Consider the following 19,362-nt stretch of genomic DNA (forward strand, 5'->3'; position numbering starts at 1 on the left):
CCTCGTAGGTGCCTTCCGGCGTAGCGCTCTGCACGCGCACCCGCCCGCGCACCTCCGCGAGGACACTCAGAAAACGTTCCTCCGTAATCCCCGCGTCCTTGAGGAGACGCCCCACCGCCGTGGCAGCCCCCTCGGCGATGAGCGCCGCGAAGAGGTGTTCCACCGAGACGTACTCGTCCTTCAGGCGCGTCGCCCGTTCTTCCGCGTCCACCAGCAGGCGCTGCAAGCGCTGGGAGATGTAGATCTTTCCGGGCTCGACGCCCCGGCCCGACACGCGGGGTCTCCGGGAGAGTTCGCGCTCCACCCCGGAGGCCAGCGTCTCCACAGGAATTTCCATGCGGTGCAGAAGCCGGGGGACGAGCCCCCCCTCCTGGCGGAGCAACGACAGGAGCAGATGCTCCCCGTCCACTTCCTGATGCCCCGACGAAACGGCCAGATTCTGCGCCGCCAGAAGCGCTTCCTGGGATTTCTGGGTCAATTTGTTCAGATCCATGTGCATCAGCATCCTTTCACGTGTCGTTCCTCGCGCCCCTCACCCGCCCGTTTCCGTCCGGTTTCTCGGCGCACCCCGCCTTCGGCAGCGGGCACACGACAGCTTTGCGGAAATGTTTTTGACCTTATTTGATCTTTATCCAGTATAAAGGTCAGCATAGGACAAACAAGTACCCCAAAACCTGAAAATTCGACTTTACCGAAATATATTCCCTGAACAAGCCTGCTTTCTCTCTCATTCGCCGCATTGCTTCGTTTTATCCTCGAAACACGTGGACACAGTGTACCCTCTGGTATCCCTTCCGCACAGAGAATCCGACGCGCACAGTCCCGTCATCGAAATGAATGCACCGTCCCAGGAAGCCGGCTCTCAAGAGTCAACAAGGGTAGACGAAGTGAAGTCATCGGGAAGGATTCCATGAATCGTGACCTGAGCAATGGACTTTCGCAGATATGGTGACGCCATGCTCAGGTGGGACGAAATCAGAGCAAAGAATTCCGAAGAAAAATCAACCCTTTGACCTCCCGCGCATTCCGTGGTATAAACGCACAAACCTTTTCGGAAGGAGCGGACGGACATGAGTGACATGCACCAGAGCACAACACGTTTCACGTGTTCCTTCTGCTCCGCCATCATTATTATTACGAGCGCGGCTCCTCCTCGCAGGACCGGCGCTTAGCGCCATATGGTCGAAAGCGAGGCCGGGGCCCGTACCAAGGGGCCCCGGCCTCTTTTTTTGTTTTTCCGGAAAATGATCCGGAACGCTGATTCGACAGAGACAGGGAGGACGAGAGCCATGGAACTGCATTGCACGACACCCACCGTAGAGTCGAAACCTCTGAGCCAACGCACCGGGCGAAGCGTCTTTCTCAAGATGGAATGCTTCCAGAACGCCGGGTCCTACAAAATTCGCGGTATCGGACGCCTCTGCAGTGAATCCGTGGCGGCGGGGAAAACCCATCTCGTCTCCTCCTCCGGCGGTAACGCGGGATACGCCGTAGCCTATGCGGGACGCAGACTCGGCGTCCCCGTCACCGTCGTCGTTCCCGTGACCACCTCGGAAGTAGCCCGGGAGCGCATCGCCTCGGAGGGGGCCCGGGTCATCGCGGCGGGCGACGTCTGGGACGATGCGGAACGCCACGCCCTGGAACTGGCCCGGGAAGAGGGATGCGCCTACATTCCCCCCTTCGACCATCCGTCGCTCTGGAAAGGCTACACCACCCTCGTGGACGAACTGGCCGTGCAGATGGACAAACCCGACGCGCTCGTTCTCTCCGTCGGTGGCGGCGGCCTGCTCTCGGGCGTCGTGGAAGGGCTTCACAAACACGGCTGGAACGATGTTCCCGTCGTGGCCGTCGAGACCGAAGGCGCCGCCTCCTTCGCATCATCCCTCCAGGCGGGACACCTCGTCCGCCTGGAGAGGATCCATACCATCGCCGCCACTCTTGCGGTCAGACAGGTGACTCCCCGTGCGTTGGAAGTGAATGCCCTGCACCCCGTCCGTTCCTGCACCGTGAGCGATGCGACGACGGTCCGGGCCTGCCTCGCCTTCGCCGACGACCACCGCGTCCTGGTGGAGCCCGCCTGCGGCGCCTCCCTTTCCGTCCTCTACGACAACGCCCCCGTCCTCGAAGACGCCCGGCGGGTCCTCGTGGTGGTCTGCGGCGGCACGGGCGTCTCCTTGCGCATCCTTTCCGACTGGGAGCGGCGCTTCTGCACGGACAGCGTTCCGGCCTCCGCCAAGGAACTCGTCCCCTGCGCATGAAAAGGGACGGCCCCTTCCGGAACCGCCCCTTCTTCGCGAGATCAAAAAGTCGTCAACAGGAGTGACGGTTTCTGCTCTCTACTATCACCGGGTGGCGGTCTCTCGAAGGGTGGTGACCACTGCCTCGATTCGGGTCGTGAGTTCCTTGAGGTGGTCGATGACCGAAGCCATCTCCGCCATGTGGGCGGTGTGGCTCTCCACGACACTGCGGGTTTCGCCGATGCCCCCCTCGATGGCGTCCATGCCGCCGGTGATGCTCTGGAGAATGCTCTCGATCTTGCCGGCGGAGTTGACGCTCACGTCGGCGAGCTTGCGCACTTCATCGGCCACCACGGCGAACCCCTTGCCGTGAACACCAGCCCGGGCCGCCTCGATGGCGGCGTTGAGCCCCAGCAGTTTCGTCTGGTTCGCCACGTTCCGAATGAAGCCGAGGATTTCGTCCGTTTCGGAGACTTTGGACCGCGCTTCGGAGGACGCCTGCAGAAGTCCCTCGGAGGTGGTGACGAGAGAAGCGACCTGGTCGGAAAGACGCTTCGACATGTCCGCCATGGACGACACATCGCCGTTCAATTCCTCCGAAAGCCCCTCGAAATGGACCGCGTTGTCCCGGTTGAGAAGGCGCTGGTAGCCGATCTCTGAAAGGGCGTTGGCGACAAGGAAAAGAAGGTCTGCCGCGGCACGAATGCTTGCTTCCGGAACGATGCGAATCTTCCCGAGCGCCCGGATGTAGTCGTCGGGATTCACTCCGATCTCCCGGGCGATGCGGCGGAACTTCTCCTCGTCGGGAGGCTCCGGAAGGACCTGGCCGGCGAGCATGCTGCCGATCTGGCGTCCTTTGAGCATAATGGGAGCCGCCATGTCCATGAGTCCCCCGTGGCAGAAATACACCGAGGGCTTTCCCGTGCGGGCCGCCTCCTGCCCTCCCTTGATGTCGCATTCGTTGCACCGCTTGAATCCCTCCGGACTCTGCCGCGTGATGTCCATGCAGAATTCCGTGAAGTTCGACGGCTTCGTCACGGGGCCCTTCATGTCCACGGTGATGCTCGCCATTCCCATGGCCTTGGCGAAGCAATCCTGGAATTTCTGGATGAACTCAAGATCCATGACATCCTTCAGTTCCACCTTGGAGATATCCATGCTCTCCCCACCCTTCTTTTTTCTGTTCCACAGCCTCCTCCAGCTCTTTTTACATTATAGCAACTTATAGCAACGGCGACAGAAACATTTCAGTGGATTCCAGGCCTTGCCGTGTTTTGATTTTTTGCTCGATTTCCGCCCCGGGGCAGCCCAAAACCGCGAATCACACGGAATGCTCCACAGGCAAAAGGGCGTCCTCTGCGGACGCCCTTCGCTCAACGAAGCCGGACAAAAAAACGAAAATCTGCGGACACGCACCCCCGCCCCTTCATGCGCATCATCCGTGCTCTCCTCTGGGGTCAAAGGCGGACTCCCGGGAAAGACGCTCGAAAAGATCCCGCTCCTTGGCGGAGAGGGATTTGGGAACCACGATGCGAAGCACCGCGAAGAGATCCCCCGGCTCGCCTCTCCGCTTGGGCATGCCCTTGCCGCGAAGACGAAGACGCCGGCCGCTGGAACTGCCCGCCGGAATCTTCACCCGAACAGGTCCGTTCAACGTGGGAACGGAAACGTCGCTTCCGAGAGCCGCCTCCCAGGGAGAAATGTTCACCGTGGTGGTAAGGTCATGTCCCTCCAGGGAAAAGTGCCGATGCGGCAGAAGACGCACCCGAAGAAAGAGATCACCGCCGGAGCGGGGATCCCCCTGTCCTGCGATGCGCACCCTGGAGCCCTCGGTCACACCGGGAGGAATGTGGACATCGAGGGAGCGTCGCTCCCCCGAAGCCGTCTCCACAAGGAAACTTTTCGTGCATCCCTTGGCGGCTTCCTCCAGGGTAAGTTCCACCGCACCGTTGTCACTCCGTTCTCCCGCCCTTTCCCCGAAGAATTCCGCACCGTCTCCCGAAGAGGCGCCGGAACGACGCCGGCTCCGCCCGGAAGCGGCAAAGCGATCCGCTCCACCGCCGGAGAAGGCCCCTCCTCCGAAAACGGCACGGAAAAAGTCGCTGAAATCTCCGAAGGGGGAGTGCTCATCGGAGGAAGAGAAGTGAATCTCCACGTTCTGCCATGGATCTCCCGCACCCCCGCGAAATCCGCTCCAACCCGGAGGCGGTGAAAAGTCCGCACCGTTCTGCCAGTCCGACCCCAACGCATCGTACTTGGCACGTTTCTCCGGATCTTTGAGGACTTCGTAGGCCTCGTTGATCTCACGATAACGCTCGTTCGCTCCCGTCTTCTTATTCACATCGGGATGCCATTCCTTGGCAAGCCGACGGAAGGCTTTCCGGATGTCCGCCTCCGACGCCTTTCTGTCCACACCCAGAACGGCATAGTAGTCCTTGTAGGCGACCGGCATGGTTCTTCCCTCCCCTTTCAAAGCCTCCGATCCGCACAACCCTGAATGGTTTTTCGATTCCGCCGGAGGCTTCAAGAAAAAACTGACCTTATTTGACCTATATTCAGTATAGGAGTTGCGCTCCTTCAGACAAGGGGAGCGAATCGACGTGGGCGGCAAAGACGAAAACTTCTCTGCCGATTTCGATCTTTTTTCTCTTTTTTTCTTCGGAATGGAGTGGATTTCTTCCGAAATTCTCCGGAGACGGTATGGCGAGAGGAACTCCCAACAAGGGCAATTCTCTTCTTCCCCGTAGTGTGTTTCTTTTCCTTTCGTCCAGGTGGAAAAACGGGGGGTTTTGAAAAAAAGCCACCTCCCCAAAAAGGGGAAACACGATAGAATGACATCGTGTTCCTTGAGTTTCCGGGAACCCGGTGATTTCATTTTGGGAAGGAGTAGTCTTTGATGAAGTGCAGTACCCGCGTTTCCAACCGATGGAGTTTCCTGTTCCTTTTCGTCCTCGCGGCGGTTCTGGCGGCGGCACTTCCCGCCACGGCAGATCCGGTGACGGTGAAGATCTCCTACAACGGACCACCCGACGCGGCGAATAACGCCGTCCACGCCTTCGTCGTCAATTTCCAGAAATTCCTGGAGGAAGGCACGGAGGGCCGCGTGAAGCTCCAACTCTTCCCCGACAGTCAGCTCGGCACCGAGGAAGAGCGCATGGAACTCCTCATGAAGAAGGGGCTGAATCAACCCATCATGAACGTGGCCTCCTTCGCGGGGGTGGCACCGGTCTTTCCGGAGATCTACGCCTCGGCCGTTCCTTTCATGTTCGACAGCTACAAAGCCGCGCATCTCTACCACGACGAGAGCGCCTATTGGAAGAAGGCCCAGGAGGAGTTCCGCGCCCGCACGGGAGCACTGCTCCTTGAGGCCGTGGAAGAGGGGGGATTCCTCGCCTTCACGAATTCCAAGAAGGAAATCAAGAGCCCCGAGGACTTCCAGGGACTCAAGTTCCGCGGCATGGACGAGGGCCAGGTGGTGCTCTACAAATCCTTCGGTGCCAGCGGCACGCCCATTCCCTGGACCGAACTCTACATGGCCCTCAAGACCGGCGTCGTGGACGGACAGATGAACCCCGCCATGTACATCATCATGGGAAGCCTCTTCGAAGTACAGAAATACCTCACCCTGGCGAACATCCAGTACTCCGACCAGTTCCTGATCATGAACGGCGACCTCTTCGACGCCCTCTCTCCGGAGGACCAGAAAGTGGTCGTCGAGGCGGCGAAGAAGGCCAACCAGATCAGCCGCCAGGAGGTGGAGAAAGCGGACGCCGAACAGGTGGAATTCCTCAAGGAAAAGGGAATGATCGCCTACGCACCGACGCCGACCGAACTCGATGCATTCCGAGAGAAAGGCCAGCCCGCCTACGTGGAATGGCTCAAGAGCAAAGTGGGTGAGGAATGGCTCAAGCTGTCCCTGGAAAGCGCCGCGGAAGCCAACAAGAAAGCCGCTCAGTGACCGTGAACGAAACGAACACTTCCCGCTGCGGCAGAACCGATAGGGAAGGGGCGGCCTCGGCCGCTCCTTCCCTTCCTCCCGAAGAATACCCTCCCCGCGGATTCGGCAGCATCGCCGGACTGACTCGGTCTCTCGAAAGGACCAGCGCAGGGCTCGCGGGTGCCCTCCTCGTGATCAACGTGGGGGACATTCTTCTGGGGGTGCTCTTCCGGTACGTCTTCAAAAGTTCCGTCATCTGGACGGAGGAAGTGGCCCGCTTTTCCCTCGTGTGGCTCGTTCTTCTCGGCGCACCGGGAGCGCTTTACCGGGGGGACCATATGGCCATCGAGTTTCTCCTTCCACGGTTTCCCCGGTGGGCACGGCTTCCCCTCGCGCTCTTCCGCCTCGGCGTGACGGTCTTCGTCCTGGGGCTCCTCATCTGGTTCGGCGCCCAGAACGTGGCAGGCACGTGGACCATGCGCACCATGGCGTTGAACATCCCCAAGGCGATTCCTCTGTCGGCGGTGCCGCTGGGCATGGGGATGCTCCTCCTGTTGTCCCTGCTCCTGGCGGTGGAACGGGGGCTCGTGCCGTCGCCCTCTTTGCCGGAAAAAACGAACATTCCGTCGGACGCGGACGCTCCGGACAACGCTTCCGAAAAACACGGCGCACCAACATCTCCGGGAGAGTGAGGGCTGCTCATGTCGGGTATCCTGTTGCTGTTGCTGTTCTTCTTCCAGATGGCCACGGGCGTTCCTCTCTACGTGGCCCTTCTCTTCACGGGTTTTCTCGGCATCGCCGGCACGGGAGACTGGACCCTCCTCCGGGTCATTCCGCAGCAGTTCTTCGGCGGCATGGACGTGTTCTCCCTCATGGCCATCCCCTTCTTCATCCTCGCGGGCATTCTGATGAACAGGACAGGTCTGACGGATCGTCTCATCGATTTCAGCCGCCTTCTGGTGGGATCGGTTCGGGGAGGCTTGGGCTACGTCAACGTAGTGGGAGGAATCATTCTGGCGGGCGTCAACGGCTCCGCCGCCGCGGATGCCTCCGCACTGGGCTCCATCCTCATTCCGGCCATGGAGAAGGAGGGATTTCCCCGGGCGTACGCCGCAGGGCTCACTGCAGGAAGCTCGCTCATCGGCCCCATCATTCCTCCCAGCATCTTCATGATCATCTATGCCTCCATGACGAACACCTCCATCGGCGGCCTCTTCGCCGCAGGCGTGTTGCCCGGACTCGTGCTCGGCCTGGCGTTCATGCTGCTCAACGCCTACTATTCCCGGGTACATCAGGTTCCCGTCTCGGACGCCAAGGCAATCCGCGCTCAGGCGAAGCCGATCCTCATCCGCTCCGTGGCGGCCCTCATCGCACCTTTCATCATCATCGGAGGCATCGTCACGGGCATCGTCACCCCCACCGAATCGGGAGCGCTCGCCGTGGACTACTGCCTTCTCGCGGGTTTTTTCTACACCAGACAGCTCACATGGCGTGAGCTGGGCGAGGCCATCTACGAGACGGTGCGCTTCACCAGTGCCATCTTTCTCATCATGGGCGCCGCCACCGTGGTGGGGTGGTTTCTCAAGTGGGAGCGGGTCACCCAACAGTTCGCCGCAACCATCGTCGGCATGGGACTTCTCGAACGCCCCTGGCTGCTCATGATCACCCTGAGCGCGATCATCTTCATCATCGGCATGTTCATGGAGGAGGTGGCGGTACTGACGCTGCTCACCCCCATCTTCGCCCCTCTTGCCACGAGAGCCGGCATCGACCCCTTCCACTTCGGCATCGTCATGACCCTCAATGTGACCATCGCTCTCATCACTCCCCCCGTAGGCGCCTGCAATTACATCGTCGCCGCCGTGGGAAAAGTGCCGCTGGGAGACCTTTTCAAGGCCATTTGGCCCTTTATCGCCGTAGCCATGACAGTCCTGCTGGTGATCATCTCCTTTCCGGCCCTGACCGTCACCGTGCCAAGGCTTCTGGGCCTGTAGCCAGAGAATGCTCACAAAATTCCCTAAAACTCACTCGACGACCCTACGTGCACCTGCTATACTTTCAGTGGCTAAAACCTGAAGTAAATTTAAAAAATTTGCTTCAGGTTTCCCTTTTAAAAATTAAACTAATGCTGTTATTTTTCGGAAGCTCTAAAAAATGCCGCGCCGATTTCGGAAAAACGCGATGCGATCTGCAATCGGGAGAGGACGAATCCTACTTGATCAGAGCTTCCTTTCTTTTTATTTTATGAATGCATTTTTGCGCACTTCTCTCAGGCCGCCTTCTTTCGTGACCGGTAACGCGGCAAGACCGGAGCAAACACCCCAGAATCCAGCCCGGGGAGGAGGACACTGCTTTTGAACAAAAAAGTCCACCATACTCCTTCAAGAGAGATTTTCCTGCTCTTCCTCCTTGTCTACGCCGTCTTCGTATCGGGATTCGTCTTCTTCACCTACGCGGAGCAGAAGCAGAGCACGTTCGGAGAGGCGGACAAAGAACTCGCCTTGGCTGCAAAGAGCCTCAAATACATGCTGCCGACGGATTTTCACGACCGTGTCCTGGATGAAAACAGCATCAGCCTTGAGGAGGAACTCGAGACGCGACGACGTCTTTCCTCCTACGCCATGGAGACACCCTTCGTCTATCTGTACACGCTTATAGAAAAGGACGGGGCACTCTTCTTCGCGACGACGACGGTGACCGAAGAAGAGGCGGAAGCGCGGAGCCGGTGGTATTTCTACCCCTACGAGGACGCGCCCGACGCCTTCCGGGAAGCCTTTCACACGAAAAAAACCGTTCATGAGACATACACGGACCAGTGGGGGACGTTCCGTTCCGTGGCGATTCCCGAGCGCTCCCCCGGCGGGAGAACCTATCTGGCCTGCGCCGACCTGGAGATCTCGCACCTGAACGCCATCATCGCCCGTAAAACCTTTCGGGCTTTCGTCACCGCCGTGGTCTTCCTCTTTCTCGCCATGCCCTTTTTCCTGATCTATCAAAATCAGTACAAGACGATCAAACGCGCCAATGCAGAGATGGCTCATTATCAGAAGCAACTCGAGGAACTCGTGTCGGCGCGCACAGTGGATCTGGAGAAAGCAACGGCAAGTCTGCGGGAACAGGCCACTCGTGATTTTCTCACGGGACTCTACAACAGAGGTTTCATCATGGACTCCCTGACGGAACACATGACTCGAGGAAAACTCCACGGAGTCCCCCTCTCTCTGATGATGATCGATGTAGACAATTTCAAACTCATGAACGACCTCCGCGGGCATATCTTCGGCGATTCCCTCCTGAAGAAGATAGGGGAACTCCTCCGGAACAACACCCGCTCCGTGGACATTGTCGGACGTTTCGGCGGCGATGAATTCGTGGTACTCCTTCCGGGCATAGCACTCGAAGGCGCAACCCTCATCGCGGAGCGCCTGTGCAGACGCCTCCAGGAACAGCGTATCGAGGAGGAAGGGCACGCGCTTACACTGAGCATCGGCCTCACGGAACAGCGCCCGCACGAAACGCCCACGGATCTCCTGCACCGTGCGGATCTTCTCCTGTACGAAGCGAAGAGAAGGGGCGGCAATTGCGCCGTTTCCGGTCGAAACGACCTCACGTGAACCGCCTGTCCGATCCGAACGGAAGCGTTCCTACTCCTTTCCCGCCACGTCCGGTCCCGACAAGGAGATTCCCCGATCCGTTCTTCATCAGGTCGATACGGCTCTTCCGTCACAGCGTCTTTCTCCGCCTCCAGTCTATGAAACACCTGATACGGGCACTGTGCGTCGCAACCCACGAGGCGTAGCTGGAGTCCAGTCGCTACCTCAACATGGACCTGTTGATCGAACACAAAAAAACACTCCTGAAAAAGTGTGGCTGATCACAGCAGACGACCGCCAAACACCATGAAAACCTTTTTGGGAACCTCTGAAGAAGGCTACGTCAGCCCCGCAGGGCGCCTCGCAGAGCCTGATGCGACCCGAGTCCAAGGGCAAGCGAAAGATCTTTATTCAGAGCTTCCTTAACGCACACGACTAAAGATCCGCGGTCCGTCACATCCCCACCCCCGGGGATGTCCGCACCGTCCTTCGCTCGGTTTCACGAAAAAGACCAACGTTTCCGATCCTCCCGCAACGTTGTCATACTGGACAAAAGATGCGCCCTGATATACCATACGGGGGTAGGTATTCAATTCTAGAGGGAGGCACCCCCATGAAAAAGCGGGTCGTCATCGTCGGAGGCGTGGCATGTGGTACCAAAACGGCGGCGAGATTACGCCGTCTCGACCCCGAGGCGGAGATCACCATCGTCGAAAAGGGGAATCACCTGAGTTACGCGGGATGTGGGCTTCCTTATTTCCTGGAGGGTGTCGTGGAGGACAGTCGCGAACTCCTGAGCACACCCATCGGCGTGCTGAGGGACAGCGCGTTCTTCCGAACAGTGAAGCAGGTGGAAGTTCTTCAACGGCACATGGCCACCCGGATCGACCGGGAAAAACGTTCACTCACCGTGCTCGAACTGGACACGGGAGTGGAAAAACACCTTTCCTACGACACGCTCGTGCTCGCGACGGGAGCATCCCCCATCCGGCCGCAGCTGCCGGGGACCGATCTCGCCCGGGTCTTCACCCTTGGGACGCTCGACGATGCCCTGGCCATGAAGGATGCGCTTCGACACGGAACGGGCAAGAAGGCCGTGGTCATCGGCGGAGGACTCATCGGGCTCGAAGTGGTGGAAGCCCTCGTGGCGAACGGCTACGACGTGTCCATCGCCGAACTCCTGGAAACTCCCCTGGCCACCCTGTTCGACCGGGACTTCGGTCATATGCTGAAATCTCTTCTCGCACGACATCAGGTCTCCTTTTTCGGAGGCGAGCGCGTGCTCGAACTGCTGGGAAACGCGGCAGGCAATGTGACGGCGGTCCGGACGGACACACGTGAAATCCCGGCGGATCTCGTACTGCTGGCGGTGGGAGTGCGCCCCAACGTGGAGATCGCTCGTGAGGCGGGACTCGCCATCGGTCCCACGGGGGGCATCGTGACGGACGAGCGGATGCGCACGAGCGATCCACACATCTTCGCCGGCGGTGATTGCGTGGAGACCACCCATGTCCTTACGGGGAAACGGGTACGCCAGCCCATGGGTTCCGCCGCGAACCGCCAGGGAAGAGTCATCGCCGATGTCATCGCGGGTCGGGATGCGCGTTTCAACGGCGTACTCGGAACGGCGATCATGAAGGCCTTCGACTGGACGGCGGGGCGTACCGGATTGAACGAAACAGTCGCAGCCGAGGCTGGATTCACCCCCGTAGCCGTCACCGTGACCTCTCCCGACCTCCCCCATTTCATGCCCGGCGCGGCACCACTCTACCTTCGTCTCGTCGCCGACCGCGAGAGCCGCCGCATTCTGGGGGCACAGGTCATGGGCCCCGGCAGGGGTGACAAGCGCCTGGACACCCTGGCTTCAACCATTACGGGACACCTCACCGTGGACGATCTGGCGGACCTTGATCTGGGTTATGCCCCGCCCTTCTCGACCGCCCTCGACCCCGTCACCCACGCGGCAAACGTGCTGCGCAACAAGATGGACGGCCTGCTCGTGTCCTACAGTCCCTCAGAACTTCTCGCAAAGGCATCCCGGGGAGACCGCTTTCTTCTCCTGGATGTACGCACCCCCGAGGAAGTCGCCACCCAGGGAAAACTCCCCTTCGACAATCAGACCAACATTCCACTGGGCGCTCTGTGGAAGCGCGCCGGAGAACTTCCCCGGGACGTGGAGATCGTCACCTTCTGCAAGATCTCCGTGCGCGGATGGGATGCCTATTCGATTCTCAAAGGACTGGGCTTCCCCAGCGTGGCTCTTGCCGAAGGCGGCGTCCTCGCCTGGCCTTACGAGCTCCGAAAGGCGGTATGAGAGCCGTCCTTCCTCGCAACACGAAGGTTCCTCATTCCTCGTTCGCACGCCTTCCGTCGCCGGGAGCCCTTCACTGCCCCCGGCGACGGCGGCAAAGCTCCGCCAGAAGCGACTCTATTCCGGAAAAAACGTTCTCCCATGTACGCCCCTCCACGCGCCGCGCCACCTCTTCGGGAGACGGAATGTCCCCGAGGAGGCAACGGCGCAGCATCGCCTCCAAAGAGTTCTCCAGGGCATCGACGAAAAGCATCTCCCCCTCGGGCGGAAATTGGTCAACGCTCGTTCGCTCCGGAAGAGCAACCAGGGTGAGAGCATCGTCGCCAACTGAAGCCGCAACATCCCGTACTCCGGGAAGATCCGTCGCGACGGCGCAGCATCCCGAGGCGAGGGCCTCGAGCAGAACGAGCGGAAGCCCTTCGAAAAGAGACGGAAGGACAAAAAGCGTGCTTGACCGAAAAAGAGACGCCAGTGCCTCCTGGGGAAGAGCACCGTGCAGAACGACGCGATCTCCCAGGGGATGCGCAAGAGCCCGGCATTCCGCCTCCTCGGAACCTCCACTGCCGACAAGGTGCAGTTCCCAAGGAAGATCACGAAGACGGAACAAGGCGCGAAGCATCCAGGGAACACCTTTCGCCCGGGAAAGCTTCCCCGCGTAGACAATCCGCACCGTCCCGCACCGCGTTTTCCCCGGGAAAAAAAGACGTGGGTCGAAACCGGCCCCCGTCACGGAGATACGCCCCCGCGGAATCTCAAAAAGCGTCGCGATCTCCTCCGCCTGTTCCGTGGTGAGAGCCGCCACCGCGTCGAGACGCGAGCATCCCGCACGTACCCGGGCCCGCAAGTGGAAAAGTTGCAGAAACTGGCGAAGATCGGATCCATGACAGGAGGCAAGAAGGGGAAGCTCCGGAATGTCCTTGCAAAGCCTGGACGTGACGAGCCAGAGATGCTGCGCGTGAATGACCCGGGGCTCGAAACGGGAGACGACGTCGCGGCAGACGACGGAAAACGCCTCCTCGTAGGCATCGATCTGGTTCTCCGTCAAATCCCGAAAGCGCGTGGAGGCGTAGGGCATGACGTCGCTCATGCCGGGAATGGGAAAGGGAAGATCGCCCCGGGCACCGAAGGTGACGAACCGGCATCGGTCGCGAGGCACGGGAAGGGAGGGGATCTCCCATCCAACGGGAACGCCCGCCACGAGAAACGCTTCATGCCCTCGGCGCCGGGCCTCTTCGAGAAGAGCCCGGACGTAGATGCCGCTTCCCGTCGCTTCGGGCCGTTGACTCAACACCAGAAGAATCCGCACCATACATCCCTCCCGGTCATGACAAGAACACGTCGTCCCATCCCAGCACGCCTACCGTGTTCACACACGCCGTCCGTCGTCGCAACGCCGCTCAACGCCTTCGAAGGAACGCACCGAAAGGTGCGACACCACAGAGAAAACGGCTCACCAGGACATGAGGCACGAGATAGGGCGGTCTTACGCACTCGGAGAGAAGGCTCCGGGCCTCGTCAATCCGTCCCTGGCGAAGCAGTTCCCTGCAGGAAAGAGAGAGAAGGCGACAGCGATAGGCCCGGAGATCCCCCTCCAGGATTGGGTCGCAACGCCCCTCTTCCAGCACGTTGCGGGCCGTCTCAACGAACGGAAGGGGCTTGTCCCGTCGAAGGCGGAGGCAGAGACGATTCGTCGCATCCTTGCGGTAGGTCGCAAGCCCTCTGCGGCTGAACGCGACGGGACCGGCAAGGGCAAGGCGCCCCCAGGTATCGAGATCCTCGCCGAGAGAGGAGTCCTCGGGGAATCCCCCCACACTCCGAAGTGCGGTGCACAAAACCGCCGCTGCGGACGTCCAGACGGGAGGATGACCGAGGGCGGCGCTCCGGAAATAGCGGGAAAGAATCCCCTCCCAGGGAAAGGGAGGAATACCGGCAAGGCGCGGGAAGCGCATCCGGTTTCCGGGAAGGACGAAGCGATAGGCCGTGGCATAGAGAACCGCCTCCGGAAAACGCCGCCGGAGACGCAGAAGCGTCTCCAGGTGGTCGGGATCCCACTCGTCGTCCCCGTCAAGGAACGCCGCGAGGTCCGTCTCCGCCGCACGCACGCCCGCGTTGCGAGCTTTCGAGACGCCGCCGTGGCGAAGACGGAGAAGCCGAATTCTTGCGTCCTCGATGCGCTCCGCCACCTCCGCACCACCGTCGGTGGAGCCGTCGTCCACCACGATCAGTGAAAAGCGCCGTTCCGTCTGGGCGAGCACGGAGGCGATCGCCCGTTCCACAAAGGGTTTTTTATTGAAAAGGGGAAGAATCACCGAGAGCAGAGGCGTCATGGAAATCTCCCTTCTCCGTCCGTCGCCTGAAAAACGCGCCTCCTCGCATCGCTCTTCGGGAAACGGGGACACCCGACATCTTGACGAAGGTGCTTTCTTCGGAGATACTTCCTTTCGGAATAAAAATAATTCCATATAAAAATATTTCACTCCGGCACTGGAGGAATTTGTGTGCGTCTGGACATGCACGTTCACACGAAAGAGGGCTCGTTCGACAGTGAACTCCCCGTGGAGCAGGCACTGAGAAAAGCCAGGGAGCGGGGTCTCGCCGGGCTCTGCGTCACGGATCACGAAAGCCTCGCACTCCGTACCGAGGCGAAGCGTCTGAGTGAACGATTCGGACTCCTCGTCCTCGTCGGCATGGAGTACCTTACCACCGATGGAGACATGCTCGTCTTCGGTCTCGATTCGGTCCCGCAAGGCCCGCTTTCTGCTTTGGAACTCGCGGCACACGCCGCCTCCCAAGGCGGCGTCTCGGTTGCCGCCCACCCTTTCCGCAACAACGGGCGGGGCATGGGAGCCCTTTTCAGTCACATACCACTCCACGCCGTGGAGAGTTTCAACGGCAGCACGCTTCCGAAGCACAATCTCCAGGCGGAAGCGCTTGCCGCCGAATGCTGCCTCCCGCGCCTCGGCGGAAGCGACGCGCACCTCGTCGAGCGGATCGGGCTTTTCGCCACGGAATTCAGGAACACGCTCCGCAACGAAAGAGATTTTCTGGAGGCACTCCGCAACGGCACCTTTCGACCGGTGGCGTGGAACGGAAGAGACTATGTGGACGCCCTGTCCTTCGTTCTCGCACAGAACGGAGGAATCCGGGAAAAACAGCCGCTCTTCCCCGAAATCCAGCACAACCGCTTTTCCGCCTGACGTCCCGCCGTTCCTTTCCGGCCGGATCCCTCTGCGGCATCGGAGCGCGGTGCAACCAGTATATCCGCTTCTCCTCCTCCATCCTCACTTTCGCTTCCTTTCCTCATCCATGGTCTTCTCACCCTTCCCGAAGAGGGCCGAAAGGAGGAGGTTGTCTCCGGAGAACAGGACTTACGGCTCAAACGCTTCCACATATAGAGTGCTATACTCTCTACGCTCCCACATATAGCGAGCCATTCGAACCCGCGACAGGCACCCCGGAAGCGCGGCTTTCGTGCCGTCCAGCATGTATCGTGTCCCGCACAAACCCGAAAAGAGGATATTCCTGCAGGATCTTCCGTATCGCCATTCCGAGGAGGTACCCATTTATGATGTTTTCCGAGAACGCTCTGGTGATCCTGAAAAAACGTTACCTCAAGGGTAGCGAAACTCCGCAGGAGATGCTCCGCCGTGTCGCCAAGGCAGTTGCCGCGGCGGAACCTGAAGCTGAACGCGCCCTCTGGGAGGAGCGTTTCACCGACCTCATGGCGCAGCTCGATTTTCTGCCCAACTCGCCGACCCTGATGAACGCGGGGCTCCCGGAGGGGCAGCTCGCGGCCTGTTTCGTGCTCCCCGTCGAGGACAGCATGGACTCCATCTTCTCCACGCTCCGGAGCGCCGCCCTCATCCACAAGTCCGGAGGCGGAACGGGGTACAACTTCTCGAAACTCCGCCCAGCGGGAGATGTGGTGTCCACCACGAACGGCGTCGCCTCAGGACCGATCTCCTTCATGCGCATGTTCGACCTCGCCACGGACGTGGTGAAACAGGGGGGAACCCGTCGCGGCGCCAACATGGGCATCCTGGATTGCGACCACCCGGACGTGCTCGCCTTCATCCGGGCAAAGACGGAGGAAGGAATTCTCACCAATTTCAACATCTCCGTGGGCATCACCGATAGATTCATGGAAGCCCTGGCGGACGGCAAAGACTGGCACCTCGTGAACCCGCGCACGGGGCAGACCACCGACACGGTGAAGAGCATGGAACTGTGGAACCGCATCGTCCATGCGGCTTGGGCCACGGGAGATCCCGGCGTGATCTTTCTCGACCGCCTCGAAAGGGACAATCCGACGCCCCACGTGGGCCGCATCACGTCGACGAACCCCTGCGGCGAACAGCCCCTCCTTCCCTACGAGGCGTGCAATCTCGGCTCGGTCAACCTGAAGAACATGGTCAGGGACGGGGAAATTCTCTGGGACCGCCTGGAGAAGACCGTGCGCACCGCCGTGCGTTTCCTTGACGACGTGATCGACATCAATTGCTATCCGCTTCCGGAGACCGAGGACATGGTGAAGGGAAACCGGAAGATCGGTCTCGGCGTCATGGGATGGGCGGAGATGCTTTTCCTTCTGGGGATCCCCTATGATTCCGAGGAAGCGCTGGAGCTGGCGGAGAAAGTCATGGCCTTCATTCAGGCGACCGGACGGGAGGCGAGCAGAGACCTCGCCCGGGAACGGCACCCCTATCCCAACTGCATCGGCGAACCGCTCCGGAACGCCACGGTGACAACCATCGCCCCCACGGGAACCATCGCGCTCCTGGCGGAGTGCTCCTCCGGCATCGAGCCTGTCTTCGCCCTCACGCACACCCGAAAGGCCTTCGGCACGGAGGATCTGGTCTACGTGAACGACGTGCTCCAGGCGGAGATGCACCGTCGGGGGCTTGCCTCTCTCGACTCTCTGCCTTCGGAAATGAGACGGGTTTTCGTCACCGCCCATGAAATAGACTATCCCTGGCATGTGCGAATGCAGGCGGCGTTCCAGAAGTTCACGGACAATGCCGTCTCCAAGACGATCAACCTTCCGGCGGATGCGACCAAGGAGGACGTGCGCAAAGCCTATCTTCTCGCCTACGAACTGGGATGCAAGGGCATCACCGTCTACCGCGACGGATGCAAGGCAAGCCAGGTTCTCACCACGACGCCCTCCGGCAAAAAGGACGACACGGTGACGCATCAACTGGTCATGCCCATGGGAGATCAGGGTACGCTTCCTCTCGACCGCCCCCAGGTTCTCACGGGGAAGACCATCAAAATGCCCACCTCCTACGGCAATCTCTACCTCACGGTAAACGAGACGGGTGGACGCCCCTTCGAGGTCTTCGCCACGCTCGGCAAGAGCGGCAAGGACACCCAGGCCCACACGGAAGCCCTCGGGCGCCTTATCTCGCTGGCGCTCCGCACAGGCATCCCCGCGCCGGAAATCGTGAACCAACTCAAGGGAATCGGCGGAAGCCAGCCCGTGTGGGACGAGGACGGGGTCATCCTCTCCCTCCCCGACGCCATTGCCAAATGCCTGGAACGCGCACTCGGGGTGCCTGTCCACACCAGTGCGACGGACATGTGCCCCGGCTGCGGCGCCGTTCTCGTCCGGGAAGAGGGATGCGTTACGTGCCATGCCTGCGGTTACTCGAAATGCTGAAACCTCCTTTAGGAGCACATCGATGGAACGCAGCGTGAACACCCTCGGGAGATGGGGACTTCCCGCTCCCGAGGCGGAGGTCCTGACGGCCTGGTTTCGCACGTTCACGACATCCTTCGCGAACGAAGGCGCCCTGCCGCCCCTGCTGGAACTGAAACGCCTCCACAGCTTCCGGGTAAGCGCCATCGCCCGGGAGTTCGCGGAAGCTCTGAAATGGGACGACGACGAAATCCGCGCCGCTGAAACCGCGGGATTGCTTCATGACGTGGGGCGTTTTCCTCAGTACGCCTCCTTCGGAACCTTTTACGACGGGCGCTCCCTGGACCACGGCGAGAAAGGAAGAGACGTCATCGCCGCCGAAGCACCCCTCGCGGCCTGTTCCGGAGAGACCCGGGAAGCCCTGCTGCAGAGTGTCGCCCTTCACAACAAGAAGGCACTCCCGGAGACCATCCCGCTCTGCGCCCTGCCCCTGGCACGGCTCATCCGGGACGCGGACAAACTGGACGTCTTCCACATCGTTCACCGTCACGTGCAGGAGGGGCGCATCACACAGCTCCTCCCGGGAATCGACGAAACGGGGCCGCTTTCAAATGCGCTCGTCCGGGAAGTGGAAAACGCGCATCTCGCTTCCTACGCGAACGTGCGAAGCCTTGTGGACTTTCTCCTCGTACAGCTCACCTGGGTGTTCGACCTGAACTATCCGCCTTCCCTGGAACGACTCCGGAAGACGGGTATCGTGGAGGACATCGCGACACGTGTGGGAAAAGGTCATACCGCAGTGCAGCGCCTGATCGCCGACGCGTGGGAACGCCTGGAAAACCCCAGGTCGCTCCTTCGGGAGGAACACCTCGGAAAAAGACGCTGACATCACCGCCGAAACGGTGTTTTCCACTGCATCAATGCCATGCAGTGGAAACCCGCACTCAGACGAACATCCGACGCCCTTTCCGACCGAAGTGTGCCGAAACGGGAACAGGCCGAGCCGGCAGCGACGGAATGCAACCGCGTTCTTCCAGGCGATCTCCCGAAGAAATATCCCGCGCCGATCTTCTGTGCGGATGTTTGCTTGGGAGGGATGTGGACCGCAACAAGGATTTTCCCGGAAAACGTTCGGATCGGAGGACGTACGCAAGGATATTCCCGGAGGCTCACGGCGAAATCTGCGCCATCAAGAGAAATCGGTTGTTGTGAAGAGAGGAGGCCGAAACACATGGCGGAGCAAGAGGACAAAACGAGCTTCAAACAAGCCTTTTTCGTTCCTTCTCAAAGAGAAGGAACCGCCCCGGGCGAAAGCGAAGCCATTACCGATTCCTACGTCACCAAGGACGCCAGCGACATCGTGGAAATTTTCCATCCCGACAGGATACCCGGTCTCCCCTACAGCCTCGCCGAGGCCACAGTGCACGCGGGGAAACGCACCATTCCCCACGTGCACACCCGAAGCACCGAGATCTACTATTTCCTCTCCGGCAGGGGAACCCTCGCCCTCGGAAAGGAAAGTCACATCGTCTCCCCCGGAGCGGCGGCGCTCATTCCTCCGGGAACACATCATTGGGTGGAGGCGGAAGAGACGCTGCGCTTCCTCTGTGTCTGCTGTCCCCCTTACGATCACGCCCAGACACTCC

The 19,362-nt window shown here is 60.3% G+C and carries 15 protein-coding genes; 10 read left to right on the top strand and 5 right to left on the bottom strand.

Annotated features, from left to right (window positions below; translation table 11 throughout):
• The coding region (locus Q1K49_RS14040; RefSeq protein ID WP_300526599.1) for a Clp protease N-terminal domain-containing protein at positions 1-493 on the bottom strand (493 nt) is incomplete at its 3' end.
• Positions 494-1,289: 796 nt separating this feature from the next.
• Between Q1K49_RS14040 and Q1K49_RS14045 the strand changes: the two genes are divergently transcribed.
• On the top strand, positions 1,290-2,258 hold the full coding sequence (locus tag Q1K49_RS14045; protein WP_300526600.1) for a pyridoxal-phosphate dependent enzyme: 969 nt from the start codon (positions 1,290-1,292) through the stop codon (positions 2,256-2,258).
• Between the two features lie 84 nt (positions 2,259-2,342).
• Here the strand turns inward: Q1K49_RS14045 and Q1K49_RS14050 are convergent, their stop codons facing one another.
• Positions 2,343-3,395: a PocR ligand-binding domain-containing protein gene (locus Q1K49_RS14050; protein ID WP_300526601.1), complete on the bottom strand. Its 1,053-nt coding sequence runs from the start codon at positions 3,393-3,395 to the stop codon at positions 2,343-2,345.
• A 277-nt stretch (positions 3,396-3,672) separates the two neighbouring features.
• A complete protein-coding gene (locus tag Q1K49_RS14055; RefSeq protein WP_300526602.1) occupies positions 3,673-4,689 on the bottom strand; it encodes a DnaJ C-terminal domain-containing protein in 1,017 nt (338 codons plus the stop codon).
• A gap of 444 nt (positions 4,690-5,133) precedes the next feature.
• Here Q1K49_RS14055 and dctP point away from each other — a divergent pair, with 444 nt between their 5' ends.
• From dctP to Q1K49_RS14080, 5 genes are all read left to right on the top strand, one after another.
• On the top strand, positions 5,134-6,195 hold the full coding sequence (gene dctP, locus Q1K49_RS14060) for a TRAP transporter substrate-binding protein DctP (protein ID WP_300526603.1): 1,062 nt from the start codon (positions 5,134-5,136) through the stop codon (positions 6,193-6,195).
• Positions 6,192-6,866 (top strand): TRAP transporter small permease, encoded by a 675-nt coding sequence (locus Q1K49_RS14065; protein WP_300526604.1) that lies wholly within the window; start codon positions 6,192-6,194, stop codon positions 6,864-6,866. The genes dctP and Q1K49_RS14065 overlap by 4 nt, the downstream gene beginning before the upstream one ends.
• A 9-nt stretch (positions 6,867-6,875) precedes the next feature.
• On the top strand, positions 6,876-8,168 hold the full coding sequence (locus tag Q1K49_RS14070; protein WP_300526605.1) for a TRAP transporter large permease: 1,293 nt from the start codon (positions 6,876-6,878) through the stop codon (positions 8,166-8,168).
• A 360-nt stretch (positions 8,169-8,528) separates the two neighbouring features.
• Entirely contained in the window at positions 8,529-9,788 is a 1,260-nt protein-coding gene (locus tag Q1K49_RS14075) for a GGDEF domain-containing protein (protein WP_300526606.1), read from the top strand.
• A gap of 592 nt (positions 9,789-10,380) precedes the next feature.
• On the top strand, positions 10,381-12,081 hold the full coding sequence (locus Q1K49_RS14080; RefSeq protein WP_300526607.1) for an FAD-dependent oxidoreductase: 1,701 nt from the start codon (positions 10,381-10,383) through the stop codon (positions 12,079-12,081).
• Between the two features lie 70 nt (positions 12,082-12,151).
• On the opposite strand, the gene Q1K49_RS14085 is transcribed toward Q1K49_RS14080, so the two are convergent.
• Both Q1K49_RS14085 and Q1K49_RS14090 read right to left on the bottom strand, forming a co-directional pair.
• Positions 12,152-13,387: a glycosyltransferase family 4 protein gene (locus Q1K49_RS14085; RefSeq protein ID WP_300526608.1), complete on the bottom strand. Its 1,236-nt coding sequence runs from the start codon at positions 13,385-13,387 to the stop codon at positions 12,152-12,154.
• Positions 13,388-13,475: 88 nt separating this feature from the next.
• Positions 13,476-14,405 carry a glycosyltransferase family 2 protein gene (locus Q1K49_RS14090; protein WP_300526609.1) on the bottom strand — a complete coding sequence of 310 codons (930 nt, stop codon included), beginning with the start codon at positions 14,403-14,405 and terminating at the stop codon, positions 13,476-13,478.
• Positions 14,406-14,576: 171 nt separating this feature from the next.
• Here Q1K49_RS14090 and Q1K49_RS14095 point away from each other — a divergent pair, with 171 nt between their 5' ends.
• From Q1K49_RS14095 to Q1K49_RS14110, 4 genes are all read left to right on the top strand, one after another.
• On the top strand, positions 14,577-15,275 hold the full coding sequence (locus Q1K49_RS14095) for a PHP domain-containing protein (protein WP_300526610.1): 699 nt from the start codon (positions 14,577-14,579) through the stop codon (positions 15,273-15,275).
• A gap of 368 nt (positions 15,276-15,643) precedes the next feature.
• Entirely contained in the window at positions 15,644-17,737 is a 2,094-nt protein-coding gene (locus Q1K49_RS14100) for a vitamin B12-dependent ribonucleotide reductase (protein WP_300526611.1), read from the top strand.
• 22 nt (positions 17,738-17,759) lie between these two features.
• A complete protein-coding gene (locus Q1K49_RS14105; protein WP_300526612.1) occupies positions 17,760-18,602 on the top strand; it encodes an HD domain-containing protein in 843 nt (280 codons plus the stop codon).
• Between the two features lie 345 nt (positions 18,603-18,947).
• Positions 18,948-19,362: cupin domain-containing protein (locus Q1K49_RS14110; protein ID WP_300526613.1), on the top strand; the 415-nt coding region annotated here is incomplete at its 3' end.

Origin of the sequence: Aminiphilus sp. (genome assembly GCF_029975095.1) — a bacterium.
Classification (GTDB): domain Bacteria; phylum Synergistota; class Synergistia; order Synergistales; family Aminiphilaceae; genus Aminiphilus.

Excerpts from the sequence above, each read along its gene's own strand:
- Q1K49_RS14045 (WP_300526600.1), top strand. The coding sequence starts at position 1,290 with ATGGAACTGCATTGCACGACACCCACCGTAGAGTCGAAACCTCTGAGC.
- Q1K49_RS14050 (WP_300526601.1), bottom strand. The coding sequence starts at position 3,395 with ATGGATATCTCCAAGGTGGAACTGAAGGATGTCATGGATCTTGAGTTC.
- Q1K49_RS14055 (WP_300526602.1), bottom strand. The coding sequence starts at position 4,689 with ATGCCGGTCGCCTACAAGGACTACTATGCCGTTCTGGGTGTGGACAGA.
- dctP (WP_300526603.1), top strand. The coding sequence starts at position 5,134 with ATGAAGTGCAGTACCCGCGTTTCCAACCGATGGAGTTTCCTGTTCCTT.
- Q1K49_RS14070 (WP_300526605.1), top strand. The coding sequence starts at position 6,876 with ATGTCGGGTATCCTGTTGCTGTTGCTGTTCTTCTTCCAGATGGCCACG.
- Q1K49_RS14080 (WP_300526607.1), top strand. The coding sequence starts at position 10,381 with ATGAAAAAGCGGGTCGTCATCGTCGGAGGCGTGGCATGTGGTACCAAA.
- Q1K49_RS14085 (WP_300526608.1), bottom strand. The coding sequence starts at position 13,387 with ATGGTGCGGATTCTTCTGGTGTTGAGTCAACGGCCCGAAGCGACGGGA.
- Q1K49_RS14090 (WP_300526609.1), bottom strand. The coding sequence starts at position 14,405 with ATGACGCCTCTGCTCTCGGTGATTCTTCCCCTTTTCAATAAAAAACCC.
- Q1K49_RS14100 (WP_300526611.1), top strand. The coding sequence starts at position 15,644 with ATGATGTTTTCCGAGAACGCTCTGGTGATCCTGAAAAAACGTTACCTC.
- Q1K49_RS14105 (WP_300526612.1), top strand. The coding sequence starts at position 17,760 with ATGGAACGCAGCGTGAACACCCTCGGGAGATGGGGACTTCCCGCTCCC.